General features: G+C 70.9%; 21 protein-coding genes and 3 pseudogenes. 15 read left to right on the top strand and 9 right to left on the bottom strand.

Going from position 1 to position 21,979, the window contains the following annotated elements; genetic code table 11:
* Positions 1-118 precede the first annotated feature (118 nt).
* Both FGW37_RS29040 and FGW37_RS29035 read left to right on the top strand, forming a co-directional pair.
* Entirely contained in the window at positions 119-3,721 is a 3,603-nt protein-coding gene (locus FGW37_RS29040) for a CHAT domain-containing protein (RefSeq protein ID WP_179083783.1), read from the top strand.
* Positions 3,718-4,167 (top strand): hypothetical protein, encoded by a 450-nt coding sequence (locus tag FGW37_RS29035; protein ID WP_179083782.1) that lies wholly within the window; start codon positions 3,718-3,720, stop codon positions 4,165-4,167. The genes FGW37_RS29040 and FGW37_RS29035 overlap by 4 nt, the downstream gene beginning before the upstream one ends.
* A gap of 48 nt (positions 4,168-4,215) precedes the next feature.
* On the opposite strand, the gene FGW37_RS29030 is transcribed toward FGW37_RS29035, so the two are convergent.
* Positions 4,216-6,021 (bottom strand): RICIN domain-containing protein, encoded by a 1,806-nt coding sequence (locus FGW37_RS29030; RefSeq protein WP_179083781.1) that lies wholly within the window; start codon positions 6,019-6,021, stop codon positions 4,216-4,218.
* A gap of 390 nt (positions 6,022-6,411) precedes the next feature.
* Here FGW37_RS29030 and FGW37_RS33535 point away from each other — a divergent pair.
* From FGW37_RS33535 to FGW37_RS29015, 4 genes and pseudogenes are all read left to right on the top strand, one after another.
* A pseudogene (locus tag FGW37_RS33535) lies at positions 6,412-6,984 on the top strand (SDR family oxidoreductase); the annotation flags it as partial.
* A gap of 272 nt (positions 6,985-7,256) precedes the next feature.
* Positions 7,257-7,349: pseudogene (locus FGW37_RS33530) on the top strand (VOC family protein); the annotation flags it as partial.
* 58 nt (positions 7,350-7,407) lie between these two features.
* Entirely contained in the window at positions 7,408-7,689 is a 282-nt protein-coding gene (locus tag FGW37_RS29020) for a hypothetical protein (protein ID WP_179083779.1), read from the top strand.
* A 61-nt stretch (positions 7,690-7,750) separates the two neighbouring features.
* Positions 7,751-8,650: an alpha/beta hydrolase gene (locus tag FGW37_RS29015; protein ID WP_179083778.1), complete on the top strand. Its 900-nt coding sequence runs from the start codon at positions 7,751-7,753 to the stop codon at positions 8,648-8,650.
* Positions 8,651-8,696: 46 nt separating this feature from the next.
* Here the strand turns inward: FGW37_RS29015 and FGW37_RS29010 are convergent, their stop codons facing one another.
* Both FGW37_RS29010 and FGW37_RS29005 read right to left on the bottom strand, forming a co-directional pair.
* Positions 8,697-9,095 carry a type II toxin-antitoxin system death-on-curing family toxin gene (locus FGW37_RS29010; RefSeq protein WP_179083777.1) on the bottom strand — a complete coding sequence of 133 codons (399 nt, stop codon included), beginning with the start codon at positions 9,093-9,095 and terminating at the stop codon, positions 8,697-8,699.
* Entirely contained in the window at positions 9,092-9,289 is a 198-nt protein-coding gene (locus tag FGW37_RS29005) for a CopG family transcriptional regulator (protein ID WP_179083776.1), read from the bottom strand. The genes FGW37_RS29010 and FGW37_RS29005 overlap by 4 nt, the downstream gene beginning before the upstream one ends.
* A gap of 208 nt (positions 9,290-9,497) precedes the next feature.
* Between FGW37_RS29005 and FGW37_RS29000 the strand changes: the two genes are divergently transcribed.
* Positions 9,498-10,181: a DUF899 family protein gene (locus tag FGW37_RS29000; protein WP_179083775.1), complete on the top strand. Its 684-nt coding sequence runs from the start codon at positions 9,498-9,500 to the stop codon at positions 10,179-10,181.
* A 108-nt stretch (positions 10,182-10,289) separates the two neighbouring features.
* The gene (locus FGW37_RS34320; protein ID WP_467343482.1) at positions 10,290-10,364 is read left to right on the top strand and encodes a hypothetical protein; all 75 of its coding nucleotides are present in this window, start codon (positions 10,290-10,292) and stop codon (positions 10,362-10,364) included.
* A gap of 115 nt (positions 10,365-10,479) precedes the next feature.
* Here FGW37_RS34320 and FGW37_RS28995 read toward each other — a convergent pair whose 3' ends face one another.
* A complete protein-coding gene (locus FGW37_RS28995) occupies positions 10,480-11,673 on the bottom strand; it encodes a saccharopine dehydrogenase family protein (protein WP_179084962.1) in 1,194 nt (397 codons plus the stop codon).
* 460 nt (positions 11,674-12,133) lie between these two features.
* Between FGW37_RS28995 and FGW37_RS28990 the strand changes: the two genes are divergently transcribed.
* The gene (locus FGW37_RS28990; protein ID WP_179083774.1) at positions 12,134-12,682 is read left to right on the top strand and encodes an RICIN domain-containing protein; all 549 of its coding nucleotides are present in this window, start codon (positions 12,134-12,136) and stop codon (positions 12,680-12,682) included.
* 123 nt (positions 12,683-12,805) lie between these two features.
* Here FGW37_RS28990 and FGW37_RS28985 read toward each other — a convergent pair whose 3' ends face one another.
* The 3 genes and pseudogenes from FGW37_RS28985 to FGW37_RS28975 form a co-directional block, all read right to left on the bottom strand.
* Positions 12,806-12,997 carry a hypothetical protein gene (locus tag FGW37_RS28985; RefSeq protein ID WP_179083773.1) on the bottom strand — a complete coding sequence of 64 codons (192 nt, stop codon included), beginning with the start codon at positions 12,995-12,997 and terminating at the stop codon, positions 12,806-12,808.
* 325 nt (positions 12,998-13,322) lie between these two features.
* A complete protein-coding gene (locus FGW37_RS28980; protein WP_179083772.1) occupies positions 13,323-14,477 on the bottom strand; it encodes a DNA polymerase III subunit beta family protein in 1,155 nt (384 codons plus the stop codon).
* 77 nt (positions 14,478-14,554) lie between these two features.
* A pseudogene (locus FGW37_RS28975) lies at positions 14,555-15,317 on the bottom strand (helix-turn-helix transcriptional regulator).
* 107 nt (positions 15,318-15,424) lie between these two features.
* Here FGW37_RS28975 and FGW37_RS28970 point away from each other — a divergent pair.
* The 5 genes from FGW37_RS28970 to FGW37_RS28950 all read left to right on the top strand — a co-directional run bounded on the left by FGW37_RS28970 (position 15,425) and on the right by FGW37_RS28950 (position 20,159).
* Positions 15,425-15,832, top strand: a complete 408-nt coding sequence (locus tag FGW37_RS28970) for a DUF3224 domain-containing protein (RefSeq protein WP_179083771.1) — start codon at positions 15,425-15,427, stop codon at positions 15,830-15,832.
* 212 nt (positions 15,833-16,044) lie between these two features.
* Entirely contained in the window at positions 16,045-16,506 is a 462-nt protein-coding gene (locus FGW37_RS28965) for a hypothetical protein (protein ID WP_179083770.1), read from the top strand.
* Positions 16,507-16,857: 351 nt separating this feature from the next.
* Positions 16,858-18,045 carry a PLP-dependent cysteine synthase family protein gene (locus FGW37_RS28960; protein ID WP_425506611.1) on the top strand — a complete coding sequence of 396 codons (1,188 nt, stop codon included), beginning with the start codon at positions 16,858-16,860 and terminating at the stop codon, positions 18,043-18,045.
* Complete coding sequence (locus tag FGW37_RS28955; RefSeq protein ID WP_343067203.1) at positions 18,042-19,388, top strand: MDR family MFS transporter; 1,347 nt, start codon at positions 18,042-18,044, stop codon at positions 19,386-19,388. The genes FGW37_RS28960 and FGW37_RS28955 overlap by 4 nt, the downstream gene beginning before the upstream one ends.
* 276 nt (positions 19,389-19,664) lie before the next feature.
* A complete protein-coding gene (locus tag FGW37_RS28950; protein WP_425506610.1) occupies positions 19,665-20,159 on the top strand; it encodes a MerR family transcriptional regulator in 495 nt (164 codons plus the stop codon).
* Positions 20,160-20,181: 22 nt separating this feature from the next.
* On the opposite strand, the gene FGW37_RS28945 is transcribed toward FGW37_RS28950, so the two are convergent.
* A complete protein-coding gene (locus tag FGW37_RS28945; RefSeq protein ID WP_179083768.1) occupies positions 20,182-20,394 on the bottom strand; it encodes a DUF4287 domain-containing protein in 213 nt (70 codons plus the stop codon).
* Between the two features lie 188 nt (positions 20,395-20,582).
* On the opposite strand from FGW37_RS28945, the gene FGW37_RS28940 reads away from it, so the two are divergent.
* Positions 20,583-21,245 carry a TetR/AcrR family transcriptional regulator gene (locus tag FGW37_RS28940; RefSeq protein ID WP_179083767.1) on the top strand — a complete coding sequence of 221 codons (663 nt, stop codon included), beginning with the start codon at positions 20,583-20,585 and terminating at the stop codon, positions 21,243-21,245.
* 76 nt (positions 21,246-21,321) lie between these two features.
* Here the strand turns inward: FGW37_RS28940 and FGW37_RS28935 are convergent, their stop codons facing one another.
* The gene (locus tag FGW37_RS28935; RefSeq protein WP_179083766.1) at positions 21,322-21,912 is read right to left on the bottom strand and encodes a TetR/AcrR family transcriptional regulator; all 591 of its coding nucleotides are present in this window, start codon (positions 21,910-21,912) and stop codon (positions 21,322-21,324) included.
* Positions 21,913-21,979: the final 67 nt, after the last annotated feature.

Raw genomic sequence — 21,979 nt, 5'->3', positions numbered from 1 at the left:
CGTGTCGGTCCCCTCACACCCCTGATCCGGCCACTGCGGCAGCATCCGGCCCCCGGCATGGGTAAGTTCGCGTCGGCAGGGTGTGAGAGCAGGGGTTCGAGAGGGGCTCTGATGCGCAGTGGCGGACCGGTTGCTGGTTGATCTCGACGCGTCGGGACGCGCGTCGGTCTCCGCGTGGCTGGACGGGGACCTTCCGGGCCCCGTGGGCGAGCCGACGACGCTGAAGTGGCCGCTGGCCTCCGACGAACTGGAGGACCTGCGCTGGTACCTGGAGGACTACCTGCGGGCGCCCTTCGGCGTGTACGAGGACCGGGGCAGCCGGATAGCCGGCAGGCTGCCCGTCTGGGGCCGGGCCATGTTCACCGCCCTGTTCGGCGCGGGGCCGGCCCGCGACGCCTACGTCCAGGTGCGCACCCGGGCCACTCACCCCGGCTCCACCGAGATCGTGCTGCGCTCGGCCGCGCCGGCCTGGCTGGGGCTGCCGTGGGAGCTGCTGTGCGACCCGCGCCTGCCCACGCCGCTGGCGCTGGACGGGGTGGGGCTGAGCCGCGGCCTGCCCGCGGCGAACCTCGGCAACGCCTTCGACGTCGGCGGCCGGCAGCTGCGCGTCCTGATGGTGATCTCCCGGCCCGACGGCGCCCGTGACGTCGGCTACCGGATGATCGCCCGCCCGCTGCTGCGCCGCCTGGAGGCGGTGCGCGGCCGCGTCGAGGTGGAAGTGCTGCGGCCGCCGACGCTGGAGGCGCTGGCCGAACGGCTGCGGGCGGCCCGCGACGCCGGAGCGCCGTTCCAGATCGTGCACTTCGACGGGCACGGCGCGCTGACGGACGAGGGCGTGCTCGTCTTCGAGAAGCCCGGCGGCGGCGCGGACCACGTCGGGGCCGACCGCATCGCCCGCGTCCTGGCGGACGCCCGCGTGCCGGTCGTGGTGCTGAACGCCTGCCAGTCCGGGGCGGTGGGCAAGCAGCTGGAGGCGGCCGTGGCCACCCGGCTGCTCGCCGGGGGTGCCTCGGCGGTGGTGGCCATGTCCTACAGCGTGTACGCCGTGGCGGCGGCCGAGTTCATGACGGCCTTCTACGAGCGGCTGTTCGCCGGTGACACCATCGGCGAAGCGGTGCGCGCGGGACGGGCGCAGATGGCCCGGCGCCCGGGGCGGCCGAGCCCGAAGGGCGAGCTGCCGCTGGAGGACTGGGCGGTCCCGGTGCACTACCTGCGCCGCGAGGTCCGCTTCCCCGAGCTGCAGTCCGCGCCCGCGTCGGCCCGGCCGGAGCCGTCACTGGAGGCCGCCCTGGACCGGCTGCGCGAGCGCGGCCCCGGCGAGCGGGACGATCCGCTGGCCCCCGAAGGCGAGTTCGTCGGCCGCGACGCGCTGTTCCACACCCTGGAGGCCGCGGCCCGCAACCGGCGCGTGGTCGTCCTGCACGGTCCCGGAGGAACCGGGAAGACCGAGCTGGCCAAGGCGTTCGGCCGCTGGTGGCGCGACACCGGCGGCGTCGGCCGGCCGGAGTGGGTCATCTGGCACTCCTTCGAGCCCGGCGTCGCCTCGTTCGGCCTGGACGGCGTGGTCTCGGCGATCGGCCTGCGCGCGTACGGAGCGGACTTCGCCCGGCAGAACGCGGCCACCCGCCGCGAGCTCGTGCGCGACCTGCTGCGCGAGCACCGGCTGCTGGTGGTCTGGGACAACTTCGAGTCGGTCGCGTCCATGCCCGACCCCGCCGGCGCCACTCCCCCGCTGGACGACGCCGCGCGCGGCGAGCTCAAGGACTTCCTCACCGAGGTCGCCGCCGGCGGCCGCAGCGTCGTCCTGGTCACCAGCCGCACGCCCGAACACTGGCTGGGGGACCTGCGCCGCGTCACCGTCGGCGGCCTCTCCCACGACGAAGCCGTCGAGTACGCCGACCACGTGCTGCAGCCGTTCCCCGCCGCAGCACCGCGCCGCGCCGACCGCGCCTTCGCCGAACTGCTGGAATGGCTCGACGGCCACCCCTTGAGCATGCGGCTGATCCTGCCCCACCTGGACACCACCGACCCCGCCGCGCTCCTGTCCGGCCTGCACGGCGGCACCACCCTGCCCGCGCCGCCCGGCGGCGACCGCACCACGTCCCTGCCGGCCAGTATCAGCTACTCCCTCGCCCACCTCGACCCGGTGGAGCGCCGGCTGCTGGCGGCCGTATGCCTGTTCCAGGGTGTCGCCGACGCCCGGGTGCTGGCCGAGTTCTCCCGCCATGAACAGACCCCGCAGCGCTTCCGCGGCGTCGACAGCCGGGGATGGGACACGGTGCTGAACCGGGCGGCCCAGGTGGGACTGCTCACCGGGCTCGGCCGGGGCATGTACCGCACCCACCCCGCGCTGCCCGCCTACCTCACCGAACGGTGGCGCGCCGACGACCCCGCGACCTACGCGGCGCAGCGAGCCGACGCCGAGGACGCGATGCTGTTCGCGGTCACCGGCTTCGCGGAGTGGCTGCGCCAGGAGCTGCACGCCGACGGCGCCTCACGGGCCTACCGCACCCTCGGACTGCACCTGCGCACGCTGGGCCGCCTGCTGGGGCACTCCCTGGCCGGCCAGTTGTGGATCAACGCCAAGTTCCTCATCCAGCCCCTGTACCTCTACTGGCAGCGCAGCGGGCTGAGCGAGGAGATCCTCGCGTGGAGCGACCGCGCCAGGCTGGCCCTCGAAGGACCGGACGGCACCGCGCCCTTGCTCGGCCACCCCGGCGGGGAGCTGTGGCTGCTGGTCGCGCGACTACAGGCGGGCATGCTGCAGATCCAGTCCCGGTTCGACGCCGCCGAGGCCGTCCACACCGAGATCCTCACGATGCTCAGGGCACATCGTGAGCCTCCCCGGGAACAGCTCGCGACCGCCTACGACGAGCTGGGCAAGCTGGCTCAGGTGCGGGGACGGCTGGACAAGGCCGAGCAGTGGTTCGGCCGGGCCCTCGGCCTCAGGAAGGGCTCGGGCGACCCGTCCGCCGAGGCCGAGGCGTACCGCAAACTCGGTCTCGCGGCGCAGGAGCGGAAACAGTGGGAGGCGGCCGAGCGGTGGTTGCGCCGGGCCCTCGCTGTCACGGAGGAAGCGGGTGACCGCCGCGCCATGGCGGACCTGTTCAGCGACCTCGGCGTGGTCGCGGTGCTGCGGGGCCGGGGGAACGAGGCGGAGCAGTGGTACCACCGGCTCCGCGCGGCCAAGGAGGCGGCGGAACACCCGCGCCGCAGGGCCCGCCTGTGCCACAAGCTCGGCCTGCTGGCGATGGGCGGAGGCCTGCTGGACGAAGCCGGGCAGTGGTACGGCGAAGCCCTCGCCATCGAGGAGCAGCTGGGCGACCGGTCCGGCATGGCCGGCACGTGCAGCGACCTCGGCCGGGTGGCGCGCGCGAAGGGGCGGCTGGACGAGGCCGAGCAGTGGTACTTGCGGTGCCTCACCATCGAGGAGGCGCTGGGCGACAAGCGCTCCATCTCGCTCACCTACCACGAGATGAGCGGGCTGGCCGCGTCCCGCGGCAGGATGGGCGAGGCCCTGGAGTGGGCGGTCCGGTCCGCGACCCTCTTCGACCGCTTCCCGCATCCGTCGGCCGGCTCGCGCCCCGGCGACCTGGCACGCCTGGCCGAACGGCTGGGCATGGCGGCACTGGAACAGTGCTGGGCGCGCGTCACCGGCACCCCCCTGCCCGCTGACGTACGTCAGCGGGTCGAGACACACGGCTCGGAGGAGAGACGATGAGCGAGCAGGCAGCGACGGCGGCGACGGAGAACCCGGCCGGCCGGGGAGCACGAGCAGCGGCACGGCGGATGACCGCCGCGCACGGCGCGCACCTGGAGGCCCAGGTCGAGGCGGCGCTGCACGTACGGGGTGCGGGAACGGGAAGGGAAGCAGGGCCGGGAACAGGACAGGGGACAGGACCGGGAGGGGGCGCGGGCTCGGGGCAGTACCTCGACGTCGATCCGTTCGCGCTCGGCTCACTGATCGTCAGCGTGGCCTCCCTGGCGTGGACGATCTACCAGGACCTGCGCACGAGGGCACCCTCCCCGTCGCGGTCAGTGATCGCCCGCCGCGTACGGATCGAGCTGCCGGCGGACGGCCGGACCGCGCCGGAGGAGCGCGACAGGATCATCGACATCGTGGTGGAGGAAGTCACCAGGGACGCCGAAGACGGTACACAAGGCTGATGCCCGGCAGCCTCGCCGGCCGCCGGGCATCAGCGAGGGCCCAGGGCGTCAGTCCCCCGTCTCGTCGGGCCCGGCGGAGGCGTCGAAGGGTGCGAAGAACCAGCGCTGGGAGTCGCGGTCGCGTTCGCACAGGGTGGTGTTGACGATGTCCCTGCCGGTGGGGGCGGACAACGCGTCGACGTCCAGGCAGGCCTCGGCGTCGTCGCCGGTGCGCCGGGCGTTGCGGAGCCGGAAGGTGTTCTCGCCGGCCGGCTCCACGCGCCAGGTCTGGGCGTCGGAACCGTTGCAGGCCCTCAGGTCGACACCGAGGAGCCCGTTGTTCGGGACGGTCCCGTCCGTCTCGGCGCACAGGCCGCTCGCCGCGTCACGCATGCGCAGTCGCCCGGCCTCGATCCATTCGGGGACCCACTTCTCCTTGTTGGGAGTGGGCCGGGTGCGGTGCGGGTAGGCGCGCACGCGCGTGCCGCTGAGCCCGCGGGGCTCGCCGGCCAGCATGCGGCCGGTCCGGACGTTCTCCAGCCCGAAGGGGCCGGGGTGGGCGATGTACAGGTCGTTCCCGTCGAAGTTGACCTTGTGGTCGGTGCCGGCCGAGGGAGCGAGGAGCCAGTGCTGGCTGTTCTTCGCCTTGCAGGCGGCCAGCTCGAGGTGGTCGGTGTCCCGCGGGGTGGTCGCCGTGCCCGCGTCCAGGCACAGTCCGGTCGCGACGCTGCGGATCTGGTACTGCTCGTTGCCGAACGAGAGGAGTCTCCAGCGTTCGAGGCTGCCGGCTGCGCAGTCGTACATGATGGGTTTGCCGTGATCCGGGCGGTCCATCAGGGGGAAGAGGCACCTCAGTTTGGGGAGCCGGATGCGGACGCTGCCGGTCCCGTCGAATTCGAGGTCCCAGTTCTGGGTGAACCCTCCGTGGCGCTGGTTGGTGACGGCGGGCATGCCGTTGAGCACGCCGCCGGCCAGGGCCTCCAGCGTGCCGCCGCTCTGCATGTTCTCGATGTGGCGGGGGCTGGTGAACAGGGCGTGCGGCTCGCCTCCCGCTCGCATGCCGCCGACGGCGACCGCGTAGTGGTCCGCGGAGGCGCCGTCGAGCCTCCGCACGGGATGGTCCGGGATGTTGGCGGACGACACCACGTAGTCCAGCTCGCGGCCGTTCTCGTGGGTGGGCAGGCCGGAGTTGTAGCGGTGGGCGCCGGGCGGAACGGCGAAGTTGCCCGGTTCGTTGTTGAAGTCGGCCCCGACGGTCCACGACCGGCCCGGGACCTGGTTCACGAAGGCCGCGATGCGGGCGAGCATCTGGTCCGACTCGTTGGTCGGGTTCTGGCGGCCGGTGGGCCGGGCGTGGAAGGTGAAGTACCAGTCGTTGCCGAACCGCACCCCGAGCGCCGCCCGCCCGTCGGCGACCGGGCTGGGCACGGCGGTCACCTCGTCCGCACCCTGCCGCGTGACGATGGCGACGTTGTTGCGGCCGCCCACGTAGCGCCCGCGCATGCGGTCGGTCTGCAGGAAGTAGACCTCGTAAATCCCCCCGTGGTACTCCCAGCGGTGGTGCTGGACGAATCCCGCCCGGCCGGTCTGCGGCAGCCCCGGGAAGGGGTGGATGCGCACCGGCACGCCGGGTGGCGTCGGTCCTGCTTCCTGCAGGGTCACGACCTGGGCGGCCTCGATGTAATTGCCGATCGTGGTGAACCACTTGCTGTCCTGGCCGCTGGTGGCGCCGAGCATGTTGTACGTGATCAGCGGAGTGCTGCGGAGCGGCGCGGCCTGCGCGGGGGCCGTCGGCAGGACCGTGATCGCCGCCGATGCGACGACCGTCACCAGAGCGGTGAGCCAGGCGGCGGGCCGCCGTCGCAGCCTTCTCACAGGGTGAGTCGGCGGCTTCGCGCGTTGCTTCGCTAAGGAGCGGATTAATCGCCTCATGTCTCTGCGCCTCCCCGTACGTCAGGTGGCGCGCGCTGCCGCGCGCGCCAGGTCTACGGCAATCCAACTCACCGCGATACAAGGCGGGTCGGGGATTTCGGAAGCCTGTCTACCGGATCCCGGGGCGGCGTTTCCAGGAGGCCCGTTGCAGCAAGAACGTGTCTTCGGTCACGCCCTGGATGGGCCGGTATCGGACTGCGGGACCGGGGCGCTCCTTCGGCCCCCGGGGTAGGGGGTAGGGGGGTGTAGGGGCTGCAGCCCTTCCCGGGCGGCCCGTAGTCTGCCGTCGGATCCGGAACCTCAGCGTCATCGACGGAAGGCAGGCGGTCGGCCGTGGCGGTAGTCCTCATCACCGGTTGCAGCAGCGGCATCGGCCTGGAGACGGCGCTGGCGTTCGCACGCAGGGGAGACCGCGTCCACGCCTCGATGCGGAACCCGGCCAAGGCGGACGGGCTCCGCGAGCGCGCGCGTGCCGAGGGGCTGGGCGTCGAAGTGCTGACGCTCGACGTCACCGACGACACGTCCGTGACCACCGCCGTGAGAACGATCGAGGAACGGCACGGCGCGATCGACGTCCTCGTGAACAACGCCGGCGTCTACTACACCAGCGCCGTCGAGGCCGCGTCCCTCGAGCAGGCGCGCGCGGTGATGGAGACCAACTACTGGGGCGCGCTGCGCACCATCCGCGCCGTCCTCCCGGCCATGCGGGCCCGCGGCGGCGGTGTGATCGTCAACGTCAGTTCCCTGGCGGCCCGGATCTGGGCGGTGCCGTACGGCGGGTTCTACACCTCCAGCAAGGCAGCACTCGGGGCCGCGAGCGAGGCACTGTCGGCGGAGGTACAGCCGTTCGGTATCCGCGTGGTGTGCGTCGAACCGGGCGCCTTCGCCTCGCAGATCCACGAGAACGCCGCCAAGCGGGAGTCCCCCGGGGACGACCCGTACGCGGCGGACGAGGCTTGGCTCGCGCGCTTCCTCTCCCGCATGGGCGAGGGCGCCGGGGACGGCCGCGAGGCCGCCGAGGCGATCGTCGCCGCCGCGGAGAACCCCGCCACCCCGCTCCACACGGTGATCGGCAAGGAAGCGGAGACGGCACTGGAGTTCACGCGCGGGATCTCCTACGAGGAGTGGCTCCCGCAATTCGTCCGGCAGGCCGAATCCATGGCGGGCCCCCGCCCGTCACCGAGGAACCCACCGACCGCCCGTACGGAACCGACTGCGGCCTCCGCGACCCGTTCCGCAACCGCATCCGCTTCACCCAGCCGAGGGGCTGAGGAAGCCCGATAGAGGGGCACGTAACCTGGCGCCTGCTGACGGTGGCGAGGGGGAAACGTGAACATCGCGCTGTTCGCGCTCGGGGGCACGATTTCGGTGTCCGGGCGCGCCAAGGGCGAGCGGCTGACCGGGGCCGAGATCACCGCCGCCGTGCCCGGGCTCGACGGGCTCGGGGCGGCGGTGGACGTGCCGTATGCGGCGCCCGTCGGGCCCGACCTCCATCAGGTAGACGGCCAGGTCTCCGGGTCCGTGACGACCTCGGCCCACGCGAACGTCTCGAGGATCTCCCGCCTCGGGCCTGAGTTCCAGCGTCTTCCCGGCCACACACCAACGACTTAGGCTAACCTAACTCCGCCTACGGTCGAACGGCTTGCCGGATCCGCTTCTGAGGACGGTCACCATGCAGCGACAGCACAGCCAGGGAACACCCGGCACGGCGCGGACCCGTGACGGCCGCGAGCTGTTCTTCATGGAACAGCCGGGGCCGGCAGGAGGCGGAGCGGCGACCGTGGTGTTCGAGGGAGGCCTGGCCGCGACCCGCTCGTACTGGGCGCTCGTCCAGCAGGCCGTGGCGGGCTCGGCCCGGACGGTGGTCTACGACCGCAGCGGCCTCGGCCGCAGCGCCTCCGACCCGTCGGGCCGGCGCAACCTCTCCCGGCTGGCCGATGACTTGAGCGACCTGCTCGATCACCTCGGGCCGGGGCCCTTCGTCCTGGTGGGACACAGCTGGGGCGGCCTGATCGTGCGCGTGGCCGCGGCGGCCCGGCCCGAGCGGATCGCGGGCCTCGTGCTGGCCGACCCGACGGACGAGGCTTGCGACCTGCTCTTCGAGCCCTCCATCCGCAGGCTGGAGAGGAACCGCTACCGCATAGCCATGCTGCTCGCCCGCCTCGGGATCTTCGGCCTCCTCTTCCGCAAGGTGACCAACGCCCTGCCGCCCGACGCCGCCGCCGACATGCGCGCGGAAGCCTTCACCGTCGCGGCCGTGCGCACGATGGGCGCCGAACAGGCCTCCGTCGAGGCGGACCTGCGCGCCCTGCTCGACGACCCGCCGAAGCTCGGCGACATCCCCGTCACGGTCATCTCCGCGACCCGCCCCACCCCCGGCATGAGCGCGCAAGCCCGCAAGTCCGTGAACGCATCCCATGCATACCGCGCACAGCAGTCGCCACGCGGCCGGCACGTCCCTGCACAGCAGGCCGACCACATGGTCCCCACGGCCGAACCCGCGATCATCGTCACCGAAACGGAACGCCTGCTGGGCGTCGACACCGCTGCCGACTCTTCCCCGGAACACTGACGGGACGGAGCCCGCGTTCGGTATCGGGCCCTGGCCCGATACCGCCTCACCGCATCACGTCGGGCTCCAGCAAAGCTCTGAGGCCCTGCGCTATCTCCTCCACCTCACGCATCCGCCCTGTCGTCACGGCGAGGACCAAGCGTTCCGCAGCGTCAATCTCCGGGCGCAGCTGGACCCCGTGCATCGCAAGAAAAGTGACGCACGCGAGCCAGGCCGTGCGTTTGTTGCCGTCGATCAGCGGGTGGTTGATCGACAGGGCCTGGAGCAGTGCGGCTCCCTTGCTGATCAGGTCCGGGTACACCTCGTGCCCGTACATTTCGGCGGACGGCCGGTGCACGGCGGACTCCAGTTGTCCCGTGTCGCGAAGGACGACAGGCGTGTCGTCGGCGCAGGCGTACCCGGCCACGATCAAGGCGTCCTCGGGGGTCAGGTAGGCCGGAGTCACTTGAGCCGGTCCATGAGCTCGCGCCATTTCGCCGCCTGCTCGTGGGCCGTCTGCCGCACCATCGTCCGGTGGGCCGTGCCGAGGTACTCGTCGACAGCGAGCAGCACCACGTCGTGCACGTCGAGTCCCTCCCGCTCGGCGCAACACCGGAGCGCGGCCATCTGATCGCCCCGAAGGCTCACGTTCATGCTCATGCAGGAACCTTACGGAGCGGAATGCGGCCCCGGTACTGCTTATTGCGTGAGCGGCTCCGGAGCGGACCACAGCCGGTCAGCGGCCTTGCTGCTCAACTGTCGGCAAAGGTTAGAGCCGCCATAAACTAAAAACACTGGTTCGGGGACGCGGCAGCAGAGAGCCCGACGCCCGGCCGGGGATCGGGGGGTGCCACCCTAGGAGGACGCGATGTTGCGGCACACCAGACTGGCCGGGGAATCAGCGGACTACCTCGCCGCCCGCGAAGAGCTGCGCGTGGCCGAGATCGAGCTCATGCGCCACCGGGAGAAGGTCGCGGACCAGCGACGCACGCTCCCGCAGGGACCGCCCGTCGACGACTACGCCTTCATCGAAGGCCCCGCCGACCTGGACGCCGGCGACGCACCGGTCAGCGAGGTCACCCTGAGCGGGCTGTTCACCGCTCCGGACCGCCCGCTGATCGTCTACCACCTCATGTACGGCAAGCTGCAGACCGAGCCCTGCCCGATGTGCACCATGTGGATCGACGGCTTCAACGGCATCGCCCGCCACATCGCCCGCAACGCCGACTTCGTCATCGCCGCGGCCGCCGACCCGCCTGCCCTGCGGCAGCACGCCCGCAACCGCGGCTGGCACCGGCTACGGCTGCTGAGCTGCGGCGACAGCACCTTCAAGTACGACATGGGCAGCGAGGACAAGGACGGTACACAGGACTCCACCGTCTCCGTCTTCACGCGCGACGGTGACGGCACGGTCCGCCATTCCTACTCCGCCCACCCCCGCATGGCCGACGACATCGACGAGCGCGGCATCGACCTCCTGGCCCCTGTGTGGCACCTGCTCGACCTGACCCCGCAGGGCCGCGGCGACTGGTACCCGAGCCTCGATTACTGAGCCCCGGTAAAGGCCCTCACTCCGCCCTCACCCTCACCCTCACCCTCACCCAGCAGATCACGCCAGAACGGTATAAATTGGTCGAAGATCTACGGGAGAGGAGGCCACATGTCCTCGAAGCGGCGCCGTAAGAAGAGGGCCCGCCGCAAGGCGGCCAATCATGGCAAGCGGCCCCAGTGCTGACCTTTTGACCGCGCCCACCCCGTTCCACCCCGTTCCACCCCGTTCCACCCCGTTCCACCCGCAGTCTGACGGCCGCCGGTGGAACGGGGTGGGCCGGTGGAAGGAGCGCGCCTCGTCAGTCGGCGTGACAGACCCGGAACGGCAACCCGGCGTCCCGCAGCCGCCCGATCAGCGCATCGCCCATGGCCGTAGCCGTCGTGACCTGCCCGGCGGTGGTCGGCAGGTCGTCCAGGGCGAGGCACAGTGACGCCTCGGCCAGTATTTTCGCCGTCTCCCCGTAGCCCGGGTCACCGCCCGTGACCTCGGTGAACACACGCTGACCGCCCCCTTCGCCGACGGCCCGCACCCGGAACCGGGCGCGCGCCCGCTGCTCCGCGCTCGGCCCCCTCCCCGGCTCGTAGCGGCTCATCAGCCAGGTCCGCACGGGGGACACCTGCGCAGCCGCCCACACCACTCCCAGGCCGACCGGCCCGGCCAGGGCGACGGGCAGTCTCTTCACCGACGCGTAGTGGCGGTAGCGGAAATCAGGCCCGTACCGCTCCAGCGCGGCCGCCGAGCGGCGTACGACCTGAGGGTCGAGCGTGGGCAGCGGCAGCGCCCACATGCCGGTCTCCCTGCTGAACCGCGGCGCCCCCAGCGGAGCCCGCACCCGGCGCCCGGACGGCTGCGGTTCGTACCGGCTCCGCTCCTCGGCCGCCGCCTTCGCCTGGCGCTGTCGCGAGGCGATCGCCAGGGCCGAGGCCAGCGTGCCGCCCGAGATGATCCCCGACGCGCGCACGAACCCGTCGACCGTGAGCGGCACCCCTTCCGGCAGCTGCTGCACGGTGAAGTACGCGAGGAGGTCGTGCGGCACCGAGTCGAAGCCGCACGCGTGGACGATGCGCGCGCCCGACTTGCGGGCCTGCGCGTGGTGGCGGAGGTACGTCAGGTCCACGAACTCCGGCTCACCGGTGAGGTCCGTGTAATCGGTGCCGGCTTCCGCGCACGCGGCCACCAGTTCCCGGCCGTACCAGATGTACGGGCCGACGGTCGAGGCGACGACGTGCGTGGACTCGGCCAGCGCACGCATCGCGGCCTCGTCGCCCGCATCCGCGGTCACCAGAGCCACATCCGCCGCACGTACGGAGTCGAGCGCCGCCAGCCGGTCCCGCAGTTTCTCCAGTTTCGCGCGGCTGCGCCCGGCGAGCGCCCACCGGCACCCTTCCGGTGCGTGCTCCAGCAGATACTCGGCCGTGAGCTCCCCGACGTACCCCGTGGCTCCGAAGAGCACGACGTCGTACGGGCGTCCCGGGTCGGTCTGCCGGTTCATCGTGGTGCTCTGGGGGCCGTTCACAGAGCGGTTCATGGAGCCTCCGGCTGCTGAGGTCGAAGTCAGGTCGAGATCGAAGTCGAGGTCACCGGGCGTCCGGAACGGAACGGCACACCTTCCCGTGTCCATCCGCCCTCAGGTGATTCTCCGTGCGTCCGGCCGCTACGGGCATATAGCCGCCGTCGCTCCGCGTGTCCCCCGGCCATGTGTCGAAACTCCGCCACGCAGCCGGGACCGCCGCGGACTGCCTTCACCATCCGCGCGTACGCCGGGCGCCCCCGAACGCGCGGCGCCGCCGCTGCGCACTCGTCCGAGCCGTATGCCCATGCACGAACCGGTGGTGGGGAACGGTTCCGGTGGGTGTACAAACGGGCGCTGGCTCATGCTCATTGCGGACAGTGCGGTTCTGAGGCGAACCGTTCGCCTTCTCGAAACCACGCGCAGAAACGGCAGGAAAACCATGCCAGTGCACCCGCTCGTGCACCCGCTCACCCGGCGGTCCGCGATCCTCGTAGCCGCCGCAACGATGGTGGCCCTGGCCCCCGGCGTGGGCCACACCGCCGCCTCCTCCCCGGCGCCCATCAAGAACGAGGGGGCAGGGTGGTACCTCGACAGCGGCACTGAAACCTCCTCCGCCAAGGCCCCCACGTACACGGCCAAATACACGGGAGAACCCGCGTCCGCGCCCGGCAACCTGAAGTGGTCCTACGACCCCGCCACCAAACTCATCAAGAACGAGGCGAACGGCTGGTACCTCGGCAGCGGCGGAGACTCCTCGTCCGCCAAGGCCCCCGCGTACACCACGAAGTACAACGGGGACCCGGCAGCCGCTCCCCCACAACTGAAGTGGTCGTACGACGCAAGCACCAAACTCGTCAAGAACGAAGGGAACGGCTGGTACTTGGGCACCGGAGGCGACGACTACGGCAAGGCCCCCGCGTACACCACGAAATACACGGGAAGCCCTGCGTCGGCACCGGCGCAGTTGAAGTGGGCGATAGCGCCCTAGACAGATTTCAGACGCGGCCGCCGACAGCACCGTGGAGTTCGCCGACTGGCCGTCGACGGGGAAGTCGGCCCGAACGCGGTCCGGCACCGGCCGGGCCCGGAGGCTCGGCCGGTGCAGTGGGAGCTACGAGTTACCGCCGAGGAGGCCGTTGACGGCGTTGTTGAGCTGGCCGGTGAGGCCACTGACCGTGCCCGTGACGGTGGCGGGCAGGCTGCCGACGGTGCCGGTGACGGTATCGACAGCGCCGCTTACGGTATCGGTGACCGGGTCGGCTTGGGCGGGGGCGGCCGGAGCGGTGATGAGCAGGGTCAGCAAGGCGGTGGCGGCGAGGGTACGGAGGCAGCGTGGCAAGGCAGGCCCTTTCAGTCCGTACGCGGCAGCGGCTGTATCCGGCCGCGGCCGTGTGATCTCTTGGGCAGGGCGCCCTGAGGTGCAGTGGATCCGGTGAGAGACTTTCCCGCTTGTCATACGGCCTAATGCCACGTCACCCGTACGTGAGAGACCGTTCGAAGGTGAAGGCGCGCCGGACGGGGCGTGTGTTCAGGCGGCCGCGGCCGGGCCTGTCAGTGCGCTGATGGCCCATCAGCCCCAGGGCCTTGAAGTCGCGGCGTTCAGGAAGGTCGGAAGGAGGAAGCTCAGGTCACTTGTCAGCCGCTGCGTCGTGGACCGGCATGACCAGAGTCGTGAAACTGCCCTGATCTGCGGAACGAACCACGACGGGCATGTCCGGAGACGAAATCTCCAGCAACACGTCAGGGCCGACGCCGGCCTCGATCGCCGCGAGGAGAACCTCCGGGTCGAAGGCGATGCGCAGGGGCGGCCCTGTGCAGATGGCGGGGAGCATGACCTCTTCCGGGTCCGATTCCGGGTCCGGGTCCCCAGGCGAGAGGGTGAACTGCTGTTCATCTGCACGGAGGATGATCGGCGCATCGCCGTATCCGGCGGCGGCTAGCGCCGTGCGCAGGGCAGCCCGGTCCGTGATGACCCGGTGCCGGGCGATCGGGAAGTTGTCCAGGACCATCTGGTAGTCGGGAAAGGGAAGGTCCGTCTCGTCGGCGGTCGGCAGAGTCCGTGAGTGGGCTCCGCTGCGAAGTCGCGCGCCTTCCCGGCCCGCCTCGATGCTGACGTCCGGCATACGCATGGCCCAGGCCGCGACGTCCTTCATCTCCGATGCTGCCACCAGAACGTGCCAGGAATCGCCCTCCATGGACATGGCCCGCAGGGTGCGTACGGCCAAGCGGTAGCGGTCCGTGGCCACCAGGCGCACCTCCTGCCCGTCGATCTCGATCAGGATGTGGCCGAGTACGGGGAACTCTTCTTGTGCGGTGCCGGACGCCACCGCCGGTGCGACCTGCCGTACGGCACTGGCCAGCTCCGCTCCACCGACGCAAGCCTTGGCCTTGGTGGTCCAGGACGTTCCGTCGGGAAGGGTGCGGAGGACCTCCTGAATCGCCACCTGTGCCGAGGCGGCGGTCTCCCGCGTCCTCGTCGCGTGCTCCTGCAGGACGGCACGGGCCTCCTCACGGGTCCCGTCCAGCACCACCGCGGCATCGGTGAGCGGCACCCCGGCCTCCCGCAGCCGCCGCACGAGGACTGCACGTGCCTGCTGCTCCGGGGCGTAGTAGCGGTAGCCGGTCGCGTCGTCGACGTAGGCGGGGCGCAGCACGTCGCAGTCGTCGTAGAACCGCAAGGCACTCGGCGCCAGCCCCACCCGGCGGGCGAAGGCGCCGATACTCATCAACGTGTCGGCGTCGGTGTCAGCGTCTGTGTCGGTGTCGGTGTCGGTGTCTTCCATGACGGCGATTCTCGGCTTTCAAGCAGCTTGAAGGTCAAGGCGCCGAAGCGTCGACGCGTGGAAGCGGCACTACTCGATCAGGGCGACGGCACCGCGGCGTACCGCCCCGCCAGTACGGCCACTGCCTCGCCGACGGCCCGGCGAAGCTCGGGCGGGGCGAGTACCTCCGCCTCCGTACCCAGCCTGAGCAGGTCGCTGACCGCGACGGCCTGCGCCTCGACCGGCATCTCCACCTGCACCCAGCCCTCGTGGTCCGGCGGCCCGGCACTCTCGAGGGCTCGTGCTCCCACCGCCCCGAATTGCACGGGCAACAGCCGCTGTGCCCGCGGCGAGATCCGCAGTCGGGCGGTTCCGTGGTGGAGCGCGGCCTCCAGACGCCGGTAAGACTCCTCCCAGCAGGCGGCCAGATCAAATCCGTCCGGTCGCTCGAAGGTCTCCCCCGACGTGTCGACGGCCAGGAACCGCGATATCCGATAGGTGCGGAAAGCACCGACGGTGCGTGCAGCAGCCTCGCCCTCCGCCGCCATTGCCACCAGGTACCAGATGCCGCCCTTGAGGACGACGCCGAGCGGGCACAAGCGGCGGCCGGGTTCCCGGTCCGAGGGAACCGGCCTCGGCGTCGGTGAGCCCGGTCAGACGGGTGCGGTACCCGTCCATCAAGCGGTAGCCGCCGGCGGGGCCGCGGTCGGCGCAGACCGGGACGCCCGATGCGCCGAGCGCCTCGATGTCCCGGTAGACAGTACGGATCGACACCTCCAGCTCGGCGGCGAGCTCGGGAGCGGTCATGCGCCCGCGGTTCTGGAGCAGGAGGAGCAGGGAGAGGAGACGGTCGGCGCGCATGGGGCCATTGTCCTGCGGTACCTGACAGGAGATGTCAGGTACGGGGCTCACTCTGATCACATGCCGTACGGAGAAGACCGTGCGGCCGCCCACTCAAGAGGACAACCATGCCCACGCAGACCACCGGCCACTTCGCCTTCGCCGACTGGAAGGAGCACGATGTCACCCCGCCCGGGGCGAGCCCGAAACTCGCCCATGCCTCCGTCACCAACGCCTTCTCCGGCGGCATCGAGGCCACCGACACCACCTGCGAGTACACCATTGTCTACGTCACGGAGAAGACGGGCACGTTCACGGGCATGGAGATCCTGTCCGGCACCCTTGACGGACGGCAAGGCACCTTCGTCGTCGAGGAACGCGGCTCGTTCGGCACTGACGGCACGGTCCACTGCAGCTTCGAGGTCGTACCGGGATCAGGCACGGGCGAGCTGACCGGTTTGCGGGGAACCGGCAGCTTCGCGGCCGAGCACGGTGCGCCGTCCGTCCCGTACGCCTTCGCCTACGAACTGAGCTGACCGCGGACGACCATGCCGCGGACAGCGACGGTTGCGGACAATCGCGGCACATTTCCTTGGAGAGGCGAAACGGTTTCCGTTTGCGCACGGATAGCGGACCCGGCCCGCACCATTAAGCAACCTCTATAAGAAAACATCCGCGTTGGCCGATTACATGCCCTCGATACTGCGCCCCTGACATAAGTAGGCCTGGATTCCGCTACGATCACGTCATGGTCTCGGCCCAGCTCGCATTCCATACGCGACGGACCCACCTCTCGGTGTCGGGTCCGTCGCGTCTGCTGTGGCTGGCCTTGCTGCTGTTCGGCGTGCTCTACACCCACGGCATCAGTGGGGAGAGCGCCGTCAGTCACGCGACCGGCAAGCCGGTGGCGTTGTCCGCCTTTGCGCACGCCGTTGACGAGCACCACACCCACGGCGAGCCGACCCCGGTCGCCGCTCCCGGTACGGAACAGGCGCACACTGCCGGCCACCACGAGGACGAGTCCTCTCACGGCGCCGAGAACTGCACGTCCGGCAAGCCCCAGGACGGCCCGGCCCTCCTCGCTCCCAGCTGCTCGGCGCTCTTCGACGCGCTGTCGGCGCTGAGTTCGCAGCCCTGGACGGGCGCACGGCCGTCTCCGGCCGCGCCGGAAGCCGGGCACTCAGCAGCTTCGCGCGTCCTGCGAATTTAGAAGTCAGACACTCCTCAACCGGTCGGATTCCACTCCCACCCGGCTCCGGCGCCTGTATCGCCATTTCTCCTGTTCCCCTGAGGGGAATTACCGACCACCTCCGCGTGTCCGGAGAATTCCGGCCACGTGGCCGTCGTACGGAGTGTCTGTGCCGCGCAATTCGACACCACTCTCCCGGATACCCACCCGGCTCCCGCCCTTGGCCGACTACCCCGTGCCTGCGTACAGAACCGGCCATCCTCACGCCGTTCCGCAAGGGGCGCACGGCTTCCCCGACCGACGCAACACCTCCGCCACCCCTGGTCCGAACCCCCTCACCGGCGCACCGAACGACCGAAAGGCGAACGAACCATGGACCCCCTGACGACCAACGGCACCGGTTCCGCCCGCTCAAGCTCCTCTGCCACCCCCGTCACCCCCGTCACCCCCACGGCGCCCAGCTCCCCCAGAACCCCCAGCACCTTCGGGATATCCGGCCTCGTCGGCGACACCCCTGTCCTGCGGGTGTCCGAACCCCTCGCCCCCGCCGGGCACGGCTTCTGGGCCAAGCTGGAGGGCTTCAACCCGGGCGGCATCAAGGACCGCCCCGCCCTGCACATGGTGGAGCGCGCCCGCGCCCGTGGCGATCTGCGTCCCGGCGGCATGATCATCGAGTCCACCAGCGGCACGCTCGGACTGGGCCTGGCACTGGCCGGCATGGTCTACGGGCACCCGGTCACCCTGGTCACCGACCCCGGCCTGGAGTCGTCCATGACCCGGCTGCTGACCGCCTACGGGGCACAGGTCAACGTCGTCTCCGAACCCCACCCGACCGGTGGCTGGCAGCAGGCCCGCTGCGACCGCGTGGACCGCCTGCGCGAGCAGCACCCCGGTGCGTGGGTGCCGGACCAGTACAACAACCCGGACAACGTCGCCGCCTACACCCCGCTCGCGCTCGAACTGGCCGCCCAGCTCGGCCACATCGACGTCCTGGTGTGCAGCGTCGGCACCGGCGGCCACTCCGCCGGCGTCTCCCGCGTCCTGCGACAGCTCTACCCTGAGCTGAAGCTCGTCGGCGTGGACACCATCGGCTCCACCATCTTCGGGCAGCCGGCCCGCAGCCGGTTGATGCGCGGCCTCGGCTCCAGCATCTACCCCCGCAACGTCGCCTACGAGAACTTCTCCGAAGTGCACTGGGTCTCCCCCGCCGAGGCCGTGTGGACCTGCCGGCAACTGGCCTCCTCCCACTACGCCACCGGCGGCTGGAGCGTCGGCGCAGTCGCCCTGGCCGCCGGCTGGCTCGCACGCACGCTCCCCGCGGACACCCGGATCGCCGCCGTCTTCCCCGACGGCCCGCAGCGCTATCTCGGCACGGTCTACGACGACGACTACTGCGCCGCCCACGGCCTCCTCGACGCACCGCCGGCCGCCGAACCCGAGGTCGTCGGACGACCGGACGAGAAGGAGGTCACCCGCTGGACGAGGTGCGCCACCGTCGCCGACCCGCTCGCCGCGCAGCGGGCGTGCAGCGCCGGCGCGAACGACGAGGGCCGGCCGTGAAGAATCCCCCGGCCCCCCGGAACCGCCTCAACCTCCTGTCGCAAGCCCGCACCTTCGACCGCAGCGTGCAGCTGCTGATGGCGAACCAGTTCACCATCAACCTCGGCTTCTACATGCTCATGCCCTACCTCGCCCAGTACCTGTCCGGGAACCTGGGCATGGCCGCCTGGACCGTCGGGCTGATCCTCGGCGTCCGCAACTTCAGCCAGCAGGGCATGTTCTTCTTCGGCGGCACCCTGGCCGACCGGTTCGGCTACAAGCCCATGATCATCACCGGGCTGATGCTGCGCACCGTCGGCTTCGCCGTGCTCGGGCTCGTCGACTCCCTGCCCGCGCTGCTGGCGGCGTCGGCGGCCACCGGCCTGGCGGGCGCCCTGTTCAACCCGGCCGTACGAGCCTACGTCGCCCACGACGCCCGGGAGCGCCGAGTGGAGGCATTCGCGCTCTTCAACGTCTTCTACCAGGCCGGGATCCTGCTGGGCCCGCTGGTCGGCGTGGCGCTGACGGGAGTGAGCTTCCGCCTCACCTGCCTGGTGGCGGCCGGAGTCTTCACCGTGCTGTCGATCGTACAGATCCGGGCGCTACCGGCCCGGACTCCGTCGCACGGGGCCGAAAGGTCAGTGACGACGGTCCTTTCCCAGTGGCGCACGGTGGTGTCCAACCGGCCGTTCCTGCTGTTCTCCCTCGCGATGATCGGCTCGTACGCGCTGTCCTTCCAGGTCTACCTCGCTCTTCCCCTGGAAGTGCGCCGCACGGCCGGGGACGAGCAGGTGGGGACGGTCGGCGTAGGTCTGCTGTTCGCAGCCTCCGGCCTCGCCACCATCGCAGGCCAGACCCGGCTCACGGCCTGGTGCAAGAAACACTGGGGCTCCGGAAGGTCTTTGGTCGCCGGACTGACAGCCTTGGGAGCCGCCTTCCTGCCGCCGCTGGCGGCCACCGCAGTTCCAACGCCCCCGGACGGACCGGCCCGCTGGGCACTGGCCGTCGGTCCACCACTTCTCTCAGCACTCCTCATCGCCCTGGGCACCATGCTCGCCTACCCGTTCGAGATGGACACGATCGTCGCCCTCGCCGAGAACCGGTACGTGGCCACGCACTACGGCCTCTACAACACCATCTGCGGAATCGGCATCACACTGGGCAACCTCCTCACCGGCGCGGCACTGGACGCCGCCCGCTCCGCCGGAACCCCGGCGCTCCCATGGCTGGCTCTCGCGGCCACGGGAGGCGGCTGCGCACTGGCCGTATTCGGCCTGCACCGCACGGGCCGCCTGATTCCGACCGCACCCGAAGAGCCCGACAGACCCGACAGACCCGACAGACAACCCGCTACCAAGAACTGACCAACGACTCCCTGAATAACAGCGCTCGCGCAGCCCTGAGGCCGGACGAAGACCACAGTCGCAAGTCGACGACCTGCAGACTGTGGTCTTTGGGCTGCCCGCACGGCGTTCCGCTCCGGATGGCGTCGGTACCAAGTGGAGCCGGGGAAAGCGGCAGTGCGGACATGCGTCTCGTCTCCTGTTGCTGGAATGCAGTTCGTGGGGAATCAGCCGACCGGACGGGGATCAACCCCACTGCGAGCCGGTCTTGACCTTGCCCTTGGGGCAGACAGGAGTGTGGAGGGCGTGGAGGACGACGACCCCTTGCTGAGCATCGGCGTGTTCGCGCGCCGCGCCCGGCTCTCGCCCAAGGCCCTGCGCGTGTACGACCGGCAAGGGCTGCTGCCCCCGGACCGGGTCGACGCGGTGACCGGCTACCGGTACTACCGCGGCGGCGTGGTCGCGGTGCCGTTCGTCGTCTATCACGGCCAGGTCAACGACGACAGCGACGGCCCGGTGGAGGTCTGCGTGCCCATCGACCCGGCCCGGGCCGCCGTCACGGAGGTCACCACGGCCGTCCGGACCGAGCCGGCCCATCGCGAGGTGTACACGACCCTCACCAAGGCGCAGGTGGAGTACCCGCAGATCCTCTCGGCGTACGACGCGGTGTACCGGTGGGTCGAGGAGAACGACGGCCGTGAGGCCGGCCCCGGCCGGGAGGTCTACTTCGCCGACTGGATGTCGGCCGGCTCGGCCACAGAGGTCTGCGACATCGCCGTGCCCGTGGCGTAGAGCCGGTGCCACGGGTGCGGGTTCACCTCTCGCTGTTCTCGGCGAGGGTGTGGGCCACGAGGGCGCTGGCGTGCCCGTGGCCCAGGCCGTGTTCGGCCTTGAGCCAGGCGACGAGTTCCATGTGCTTGGTCAGGGGCGAGGAGGAGATGAGGCTCTTCCATTCCGCGACGGGGCGGCCGTACTTCTTCTCGATGGAGGGGAAGTAGCTGGCAGGGCCCTTTACGGTGTCGCTCATGTCGGTGTTTCCGTCCTTCGTGGCGGTGCGGTTGCGCAGGGGTCAGGAGGCCTGGGCGGTGGTCGGCTGGTGGCGGAGGACCCTTGTGTACGATGTCCACATTCGGGAGGCGGGAAGATCCGCACCCCCCGGTTGATCTTGCAGAAGCCTAACGAGCTAAGTGGATGCTGTCCACATTGGAGTGGGTCATGGCAGCGGCACCGGACACCGACGAGCCGAAGCGGCCGACGCGGCCGACGCGGAGCACCTATCGCCACGGCGACCTCCGCAACGCCCTGATCAAGGCCGGCGTCGAACTGGCCCGCGAGGGCGGGCCGGAGGCCGTGGTGCTGCGCGCCGCCACCCGCCACGCGGGCGTCGTACCCAACGCCGCCTACCGCCACTTCGCCGACCGCGGCGCCCTCCTGCACGCCGTCTCCCAGGCGGCCATGGCCCGGGTCGCCCGCACCATGGAGGCCGAGCAGGCCGCCCTGCCGCCGGCCACGGATGCGAAGGAGGCCGCCCGGGCCCGCTTCCGCGCGGTCGGCACGGGCTATCTGCGCTTCGCCCAGGAGGAGCCCGGCCTGTTCCGCGCGGCCTTCCACGTCCCCGGCGACATGTCCCACGCCGCGGACGACGACGCCGCGGGAAGCGGCGGGACCCCCTTCGAGCTCCTCGGTGCCGCCCTCGACGACCTCGTGGAGACCGGCGCCCTGCCCGAAGACCGGCGCCCCGGCGCCGAGTTCCTCGCCTGGTCGGCCGTCCATGGCCTCGCCGTCCTCCTCATCGACGGCCCCCTGCGCGGCCTCCACCCCACCCAGGCCCACGACGCGGGCCGGCACGTCATCGACATGATCGAACGCGGCATCTGACCCACGGCACCTCTACCGCGGGTCAGGCGACCGCCTGTCCGGAGCGGAACGTGCGGTGGAGCATTTTCTTCACCGATCAGCCCTCCACCACTCCAGCGATGACGGAGGTCACCAGCGTGCGGACGGCTTCGGTGTCCGGCGGGGTGGTTTTCCGGTCGGCGAACAGCAGGTGACCCGCTCCGATCAGCGTGGGGGCGAGCGTGCCGACGTCCGCGTCGGGCGCGATGCGGCCCAGGTTGCGCTCGGCGGTCAGGTACGCGACGAGCATGGCCGTGGCTTCGGTCAGGACCGGAATGCCGGACGGGCCGGCACGGCGCAGTCGGGCGCGGAGGTCGTCCCGGAAGGTGACGAGGGCGACGATCGCCACGGCGACCGAGCCGAACAGGTCCGTCAGCGCGCCGGTGAGGTTGTCGGCGACAGTGCCGGTCCCGGCGGCCTTGCGCAAGGCGGTGGCCTGGTCGCCGATCCGGGCGATGCGGTCCAGGACGAGGTCGGCGAGGAAGGCGTCGAAGTCGGCGAAGTGCCGGTGGAGAACGCCCTTGGCGCAGCCTGCCTCGGTGGTGACGGCCCGGCTGGTCAGGGCGCTCGGTCCGTCCCGCAGCAGGATGCGCTCGGCGGCGTCGAACAGTTGCTCTCGCGCGTCGCGCATGGCCACGCCTGTCGGCATACCGCGGTCCCTCTTCCCCTTGTCCGTCACGCTCGTTGACGAGTGGGCGCTCGCCCATTCATAGTGG

Source organism: Streptomyces rectiverticillatus, assembly GCF_013394065.1.
GTDB classification, from domain to species: Bacteria; Actinomycetota; Actinomycetes; order Streptomycetales; family Streptomycetaceae; genus Streptomyces; species Streptomyces rectiverticillatus.
This window is presented reverse-complemented; position numbering and strand designations above follow the sequence as displayed.